Source organism: Dapis purpurea BLCC-M126 (assembly GCF_050015975.1).
Taxonomy (GTDB): domain Bacteria; phylum Cyanobacteriota; class Cyanobacteriia; order Cyanobacteriales; family Microcoleaceae; genus Trichodesmium.
Genome location: NZ_JBNHER010000285.1, coordinates 1 through 7,902, shown reverse-complemented (window position 1 = coordinate 7,902; position 7,902 = coordinate 1). Strand labels below are relative to the sequence as shown.

Sequence of the window (7,902 nt, the reverse complement as noted above, 5' to 3'; positions counted from 1 at the left end):
TCCTGACTCCTAGATTAACTATCTAATTACACCGATACTACCGGATTTGATATTATACCTAAATCTTAGCGTTTAAGAAGAATATTGTTCCAGAGCTAATTTTTGTCTACAACTATGTAATTAGCTAATTCTAGTTTTCCCTGAGCTTCTTGAGTGAGGACAAAATCAATAAATTCTTGAGTTTCAGAAGTAGGTTCAGAAGAAAAAACAATCCCAATAGTCTGACTCATTTTATATTTACCATTCTGTATATTAGCCTTGTTAGGAACAACATTATTAAGACTGAGTGTATTAACACTAAATTCTTTTAGCTCTTCCGAGTCGGGTATAACACCAATACTGTAAGGTGTATTTGCTACAGCTTCAAGAACTTCATCATCTTCTTGAAAAAGAATCGCTGTTGATATGACTTGAAGATTTTCTCCTAAAATATTTTCTCGCAAAATCTGCTTTTCTGTTTCATCTTCAGGTATGTCTAATAAAACAATCTTAGCATCAGGGCCTCCGAATTCTTTCCAGTTGCTAATTGTGCCATTATAAATACCTTGAATTTGCTCCGTGCTGAGATTGGAAACTCCTTTGACATTTTCATTAGTAATCAAAACCAGGAAATTTTTTGCTATGGGTATGTATTTAATATTTTCAGGTGTTTCTACTGCTGTCAGTTCCTTACTAATAACTCCAATATTAATGAACCCATCCTGAACACCTCTAATACCACCACTACTTTGACTACTAGGCATAAAAGTAATTTCAATGGAGTCATTTTCGTAAGCATTTGCTAATATTTCCATGATAGGATAACCTTCAGAAGAACCACCTATTTTCATTTCTTTATTGGTAGTTTCTTGTTGGTTGCCGTAGCGTTCCGGAGCATTATCCTTATTCCCTGTACAACTACTCACAGTTGCCACAGTCAATATCCCAATAAATACAATTAATAAATTTTTCAGTTTCATCTACTACTCACACGTGAATTGCTATATAATATTATATCCTCTTCAATAATTATAAATAACCAGAGAGTAGGCACGATTCGCGTTTGCATAGCATTCTATAGGAAATTGCCAGTACAGGAGTCAAGAGAGAAGACAGGAAAAAGAAGGTATAAAAAGAAAAAGGGGAAAGTTTTTTGTTAGCATAAGGGCAACGGAATTCAATGGTGGTGCATAGTAATGGTATAGGAGGTGTGGGAAGTGTGGGAAGTGTGGGAAGTATGGGAAAAAAATATATGTTCTCACCATTACTATGCAGGAATACCCGGAGTTCTATCACTAACTAATGGCAGTATCGCAACTATTTATTCTTTCGTAAACCAAAGATAATGCCCAACTGCCCTGTTATATCATGTCCGGATAATGAGTGATAAAAAAGTTTTTGTTTGTAGTAGGGCTTCAGCCCTAAGTATATATCGGGCTGAAGCCCTACTACGAACTTTAATGATAACTATTCAACCGGACATGATATTATTCTGGAATGTAAACCAGCGTACTATATTTCACTAAATAAGTCATACCTATTAGTATTACATTAGTATTACAGAAAGTTAGAAAATTTACAACTCCTCAAGCTGTTTCACTGAATTTCAAATCTTGTTTCTCACATCTTTATAGTTTAAATTTTTTCCATCCTTTCCTTAGTTGTATGTTTAACTATTTAGTCTGAATTTCAGTAAGTAGTAGGTGTTAGAGAAAATACTAATCAACTACTGATAAACTATTAATTTTTTTTCCAACTCTGATTTCCTATTGCTATTTGCGCAGCATTCCGCCAAAAAAATTGGCATAAATTAAGAATAAAAGGTTTGAATTTGCCATTCTAATAATAGGGCAGGACACTGAAGAAAACTTAAATTCTCAAGTAAATTATGAATACCTAATTTTGTGGTAGGATAGACACCGCCCAATAATTCTTTGGATATTGATACTGTGGAGTCTATTTTTGTAACAAAACCATAAAGTTTTTGATTAGAAAATGAGCTATTAATTGCCCATCCGCTGCTATTGAGGGGACTAAGATGAATAATTTCTGCTTCTGTTATTCCTAATTCCTGCTGTAAAATTTTTGGCACTCCTGCTACTGGTGTTTGTCCAAATGGCACTCTACCACCAGGAAAATCTAAAGTTTTCTTTCCTATACCAGGGCGATATGTAGTAATAGGTAATAATAACTGCTCGGATTAAATCGTTAATATAATTACAGAATCAGCCTTTTATACCCACCAATAATCAATAATTTGTCCTTGGTTATCTTCTAAATGTTCACCAATTAAGGTCATCCAAGGAAAGCGAATTTCGACAAAACTGTTTGGATTTTCCCAGGGATTTTTGTTAGTAATATTCATATTTAGTAATTAGTTTTTATTGTACGATTTAAAATAATAAAATTTGCCTCAATAAATTATGAATACCCATATTAATTCTCAATATCTGCATCTGGAAAATGCTCGGATTCATTACCTAGAAACTGGCCAAAAAAATTCAGTTAGTATCTTGTTGCTACATGGAGCAAGTTTTACTGCTCAGACATGGCAAGAAATAGGTACTCTCGATCTTTTGACTACCCAAGGTTATCGAGCTGTCGCAGTAGATATTCCTGGTTATGGTCGTTCCCAAAGAATATCAGTTTCTAGCTTAGGTTTTTTGCGAGAAATATTAAATAATTTAAACTTAAAATTGCCAATTTTAGTATCTCCTTCTATGAGTGGCAGTTATAGTTTACCTTTTGTGATTAATTATTGTGATAAACTCAGAGGATTTGTCGCAGTTTCCCCTGTCGGAATTGAGCGTTTTCAGCATGAATTAAAAGGGATTAATTTACCAACATTAGCTCTTTGGGGAAGTAACGATCGAATAGTACCTGTAACACAAGCTGATTTGTTAGTAGATTTAATGCCAAATTCTCAAAAAGTTATCCTGGATGATGCTGGTCATGCTTGTTATATAAAAAAAACTGAAGAATTTCACAAACATTTAATTAAATTTATTGAGAGTTGTATAACTTAGTCATAATATAATATCAACTGCGGATAATTATTTATAAATAAAAAATCTTATTTTTTGCTCTAGAAAGGCTATAGTGGCAAGATAAATTGTCTGAAATTATCGTCTATTTATTACTGTGTTACTTTTCCTATTTAAAAAAAATTAAAATTATTTATAACTAATAATAAGGAACTTGATATAAATATGTAGGGCGCTGGTTAAAATAGAAATATAAAATGATTAAACTTTAATAAAAATGTCTGCATGATTTTAGTTTTTGGTAATAATTCCCAACTATAAATTTAACTTCTGACTGTGGAATTGAATTACGCCAAGCTACTTAATTATAAATAAAATGTATTTTCCTGACTACTAATACCATTTCTCAAAAACTTTTCTACATTATTTTATTGAGTAGGGAAGAGGGAAAAACAAGAGTAATTAATACTAACTTGTTAATAATTATCAAAAAAGTTATTCAGCCTGTATTAATTACTTAATAGTTAAATTTTCCTGTAAGTATAGCATTACTTTTGGGAATTAGTATAAGGACAAAGAAAAGGGATGTATTTTAATGTTTCTCCTACTCCGACTCCTATTTTATGCCACTTACGATACTCCACTATAACGAATATTTAACCGGACATGATAGAATTTATTTCTTCTGTTAGTGATTTAAGGATGAATACTACCATCTGGCATGATAGCACCTTTAAGGTCAGTGTCTCGGAAGTTTGCACTCTCCAACTTTGCTCCGCTAAGGTTAACACCACGAAGATTTGCACCTCGTAAATAAGCTTTGCTAAGGTTGGCATTAGTAAGATTTGCACCTCGTAAGTCTGCACCTTCAAGAGAAGCTTCGCTGAGATTAGCATTCTTTAAGTAAGCACCTAATAGATTAGCATTTTCTAGATGACTACCTTCGAGATTAGCACCTTCTAGATCGGCATTCTCTAAATTAACACTGCGATAACTATGACCCTTATGTGCTGAGAGTACGGTATCTTTGAGATTAGCTTGTTTTAACTTAGCACCCTTGAGGTTAACACCATCCAACTTAGCATTTTCCAAATTGGCATTTTCTAGATTAGCATTCTCTAACTCAGCACTAAATAAATTTGCACCCCGGAGATTAGCATTTTTGAGGTTAGCATTTTCTAGCTTGGCATAACCTAGATTTGCTCCCCAAAAATTAGTATGTTGAAGGTTGGCTTGATTTAGGTTGGCATCCCAAAGATTTGCATATCCTAGATTTGCGCCCCAGAGGTTTGCAGAGTGTAAATCTGCATACCTGAGTTTAGCACCTCTGAAATCAGCATCTGATAAGTTAGCATTTGACAAATTAATTCCTGCCAAACTTGCTTTCCATAGTTCTGCATCTTTGAGAACAGAATTATTAAGGTCAGCACCATCTAGACTAGCATCTTTGAGGTTAACATTCTTCAAGTTGGCATAGGCTAAGTTCACATTACTTAAGTCACACCGAGGACACTGACCTGTTTGTAATAGCACTTGTTGCAAATGTTGTTTTCTCCCATTAGAATTAGATACTTCTAGTTGCTTTCGAGTTCTCAACCATTTATTTTCACCCCAGGTTGTTAGTGCTGCAATGGTACTGTAAAGTGCGATGAGACATAGACCAATTGTTGCTGCTCCAGTAAATATTTTCTTAGGTTTTTGCGTACTAAATTGCATTTTTTGAGTTGTTGTATTTTCTGAATTACCAAGATAATTAAGCTTTTTGAGGGCTATTTCAGCATTGGGAAAGCGAGATTTTAGGTTTGGTTCCACCATTTTTTCTAGCCAATTAATAAATGCTGGTTCTACTTTCGGCAGCATTTTTTTGAAATTAATTCGATAGTTATCATTGATTAACTTACCAATATCGCTAGATTTTGTATTAGTTAACAAACAAATTAAAGTTGCACCTAAACTGTATAAATCTGATGCTTCGGTTAGTTCCCGGTTAAACAATTGTTCTGGTGGCATAAATCCTAGAGTGCCTTTGACTGCACTACTAACTGCTACATTCCCATACCCACTACGGGCAAACCCAAAATCTACTAGGTAAACTTTGAGCTGAATACCATTGCGTTCAACTAAGATATTTTCTGGTTTAATATCCCGATGAATAATTGGCGGTACTTGCTTCTGTAGATAGACTAAAACTTCTAATACCTCTTGAGCAATTTGTTTGATTTCTGTTACTGTCCAAAGTTGAGTTTGGGCAAGAGAAGGAGCATTTTTGTACTCTTGCACTAAGCAAAAGCCATTTTCTGTCTCAAATGAATCGAGATAACGGGGAATACTAGGGTGATTTAATTGTTGTAGAAGTTCAATTTCTCTATAGTAACTTTCGTATTCTGCCCAATTGGCAAATTGATATTGTTTTGTGACAACAGGAGTATTGGTGTTAGTATCAGTTGTGAGATAAGTAATTCGACCTCCAGTTTGATTGCAACCTAGTTCTTGTTTAACTTGATAACGTTGATTAAAAAATTCTGGGAGATTCATCATAATTTAGGGATTTTTGTCGATAATTAGTACATTAAACAGGAAGTTAACTCTGACAATATTGTAACGCAGAGTTAGTTGTTATATACTTGTTCTAAGATGCTTATACAAATTTGTTATTTGTCACATTATTTTTTGAATTGGTATACTGAATTTATTAGTCAACCGGAAAAGTGTAACAATTTTTAATGCTCTGAGTGGAGTAAATATTACTATGTGGTTTAGTTTGGCAACAGAAGTAGTATGAAAAATATTGTTAATTTTTATACCTTGATTTTTTGATAGGAAAAAAGCTATTTTGCTATTTCATTATTTAATTATTCAGTAAAATTACATAGCAGATTACTTAAATTTGATTAAGTTTATCACTTTTTTAATCGTGTCTATCTTTACTTGTTGTATGAAATTTTCCGATTTTGCCATAGATAGAAACTTTTTTGACGATAGACAAGTCTTATATTATTAAGAATAGTAGTTTCTTAAGTTTAAAAGATTTCACAAATCCTTAAAAAACTTAATTAGTTATCAAAATAATTCAAAAAAATATTAACAATGAGTATATTAAACCAATTTCAAGTAATTTTTACAGATAACAGTAACGATAGTATCAACGCAGCAACTCCTATAGGTAATCTATTTCCAGAAATACCTATAACTGCCTTGGGTACGATCAATAATTTTGACCCTGTAGACTACTATCGCTTCACAGTTAATACACCCTTAACTTCAGAAATTGCACTACAAAACCTCACTGGCGATCTGGATGTAGCAGTATTAGATAACAATGGTAACTTAATTGCCCGTGGTGATAATTTAGGGGTATCCAATGAAGCATTTCAGACAACTTTATCTATCCCTGGAGAATATTTTATAAATGTTTTTCAAACTGCTCCTGGTATTGCTAGTGACTATGAGTTAGCTCTATTTCCTAGCAGTGCTAATATTAATACTATTGACAACAGTAATGATAACCCAAATACACCAACTTTTTTGGGTACTATAGCTCCAGAAGTACCTATAAGTCAGTTGGCAACAATAAATGATTTCGACCCTGTAGACTACTATCGTGTCACAATTACACAACCATTAACCGCAGGAATTGCTTTACAAAATTTGACTGATAATCTGGATGTAGCAGTATTAGATAGTAATGGTAACTTAATTGCTCGTGGTGACAACTTGGGTGCATCAAATGAGGCATTTCAGGTAGCTTTCTCTACCCCCGGTGAATATTTGATTAATGTTTTTCAGACTGCTCCTGGTATTGCTAGTGACTATGAGTTAGCTCTATTTCCTGCTAGTGCTGATATTATTCCTCCAACACCTCCAGTTCCAGTACCTCCTCCCCAGCCAGTAAATATTAGTATTGAAGGTATAATAGATGGAACTGCTGATGAAGTGGTGAGAAATCTTGAAGATACTGCTTTCGTTACAGCAGAGGATTATCTGTTAAACGCTACACCAAACACTCCCATAACAATTGGACTTAATGCTAGAAATGGTGGAGATCCTCGATTAGAAGTCTATCAACTGCCTCAAGACTCTCTCTTACAACCTAGACAAGGACAAATACCAATTGCAGCTAATGATAATGGTGGTGGTGGTATTGATGCAAGAATTGGACCAGGAGTAGCATCAGATATTCTAGGGATTTCTTCAGAGTTAACTCTATCACCAGAATTTAACTATTTGTTGCGTGTAACTTATAATGAACGACCTTTTGTTGCAGGTTTTAGCTTAAATGCAAGTGTTGATAATGGTTTTGTTAGTTTGACTAGGGTATTCCTCGGAAATCCTGTAGGAGAACCAATTATTGGAGGAGATCCGTCAATCAATGGTTTGTCTAATGAAGCAAACTTTTTTTAACCGCTCACAATAACCTGGTAAATTCTTACCGAATAATTAAGGTTTAAAGCCTCTCCTTTAAAGGAGAAATAAGAAAAAATTTTCCTTTGATTCAATCCTCTTCCTTTTAGGTAGAGGTAATTATCAATTATCCATTATCAATTATCAATTATTGAAGGACACATTCATTAATTGATAATGAATAATGGAGTGTGGATTATACAGCATATTTTGGAGTAATGATGTACAAGTTTAAACAGTAAAGTTCTTGTAGAACAGGCATGATGCCTGTTAGCTATATACCTCATAAGAACTGGAAGTGCTGTAAAAACTCTTTCTAATTAATTATTAATTATCGATTGAAACGGAGAGGCTTTAAACCGAATTGATTAAATTATCCATTATCCATTGGTAATATTGTGTCCCTATTAAAATTATTACGCACTTATATCATCTCATTGCAAGATTTGACATCCTCTCTTGTTTAACCACAACGGATATAAGTGTTATATCAAATCCGCTTAATTCGGTATAAAAAAAATTTTCATCTTCATTCAAG

At 33.6% G+C, this 7,902-nt stretch carries 6 protein-coding genes; 2 read left to right on the top strand and 4 right to left on the bottom strand.

The window, feature by feature from the left end; all coding sequences use genetic code 11:
• Positions 1–95 precede the first annotated feature (95 nt).
• The 3 genes from ACP6PL_RS25955 to ACP6PL_RS25945 form a co-directional block, all read right to left on the bottom strand.
• Complete coding sequence (locus ACP6PL_RS25955) at positions 96–959, bottom strand: substrate-binding domain-containing protein (RefSeq protein WP_426548226.1); 864 nt, start codon at positions 957–959, stop codon at positions 96–98.
• Between the two features lie 830 nt (positions 960–1,789).
• Positions 1,790–2,101, bottom strand: a complete 312-nt coding sequence (locus ACP6PL_RS25950; protein WP_426548225.1) for a hypothetical protein — start codon at positions 2,099–2,101, stop codon at positions 1,790–1,792.
• Between the two features lie 111 nt (positions 2,102–2,212).
• Complete coding sequence (locus ACP6PL_RS25945) at positions 2,213–2,344, bottom strand: hypothetical protein (protein WP_426548224.1); 132 nt, start codon at positions 2,342–2,344, stop codon at positions 2,213–2,215.
• A 58-nt stretch (positions 2,345–2,402) separates the two neighbouring features.
• Here ACP6PL_RS25945 and ACP6PL_RS25940 point away from each other — a divergent pair, with 58 nt between their 5' ends.
• A complete protein-coding gene (locus ACP6PL_RS25940; protein WP_426548223.1) occupies positions 2,403–3,005 on the top strand; it encodes an alpha/beta fold hydrolase in 603 nt (200 codons plus the stop codon).
• 654 nt (positions 3,006–3,659) lie between these two features.
• Here the strand turns inward: ACP6PL_RS25940 and ACP6PL_RS25935 are convergent.
• Positions 3,660–5,501, bottom strand: a complete 1,842-nt coding sequence (locus ACP6PL_RS25935) for a pentapeptide repeat-containing protein (RefSeq protein ID WP_426548222.1) — start codon at positions 5,499–5,501, stop codon at positions 3,660–3,662.
• 549 nt (positions 5,502–6,050) lie between these two features.
• Here ACP6PL_RS25935 and ACP6PL_RS25930 point away from each other — a divergent pair.
• Positions 6,051–7,364: a PPC domain-containing protein gene (locus ACP6PL_RS25930; RefSeq protein ID WP_426548221.1), complete on the top strand. Its 1,314-nt coding sequence runs from the start codon at positions 6,051–6,053 to the stop codon at positions 7,362–7,364.
• Positions 7,365–7,902: the final 538 nt, after the last annotated feature.

Coding starts and splice junctions, on each gene's coding strand:
- ACP6PL_RS25945 (WP_426548224.1), bottom strand. CDS start 2,344: ATGAATATTACTAACAAAAATCCCTGGGAAAATCCAAACAGTTTTGTC.
- ACP6PL_RS25935 (WP_426548222.1), bottom strand. CDS start 5,501: ATGATGAATCTCCCAGAATTTTTTAATCAACGTTATCAAGTTAAACAA.
- ACP6PL_RS25930 (WP_426548221.1), top strand. CDS start 6,051: ATGAGTATATTAAACCAATTTCAAGTAATTTTTACAGATAACAGTAAC.
- ACP6PL_RS25940 (WP_426548223.1), top strand. CDS start 2,403: ATGAATACCCATATTAATTCTCAATATCTGCATCTGGAAAATGCTCGG.
- ACP6PL_RS25955 (WP_426548226.1), bottom strand. CDS start 959: ATGAAACTGAAAAATTTATTAATTGTATTTATTGGGATATTGACTGTG.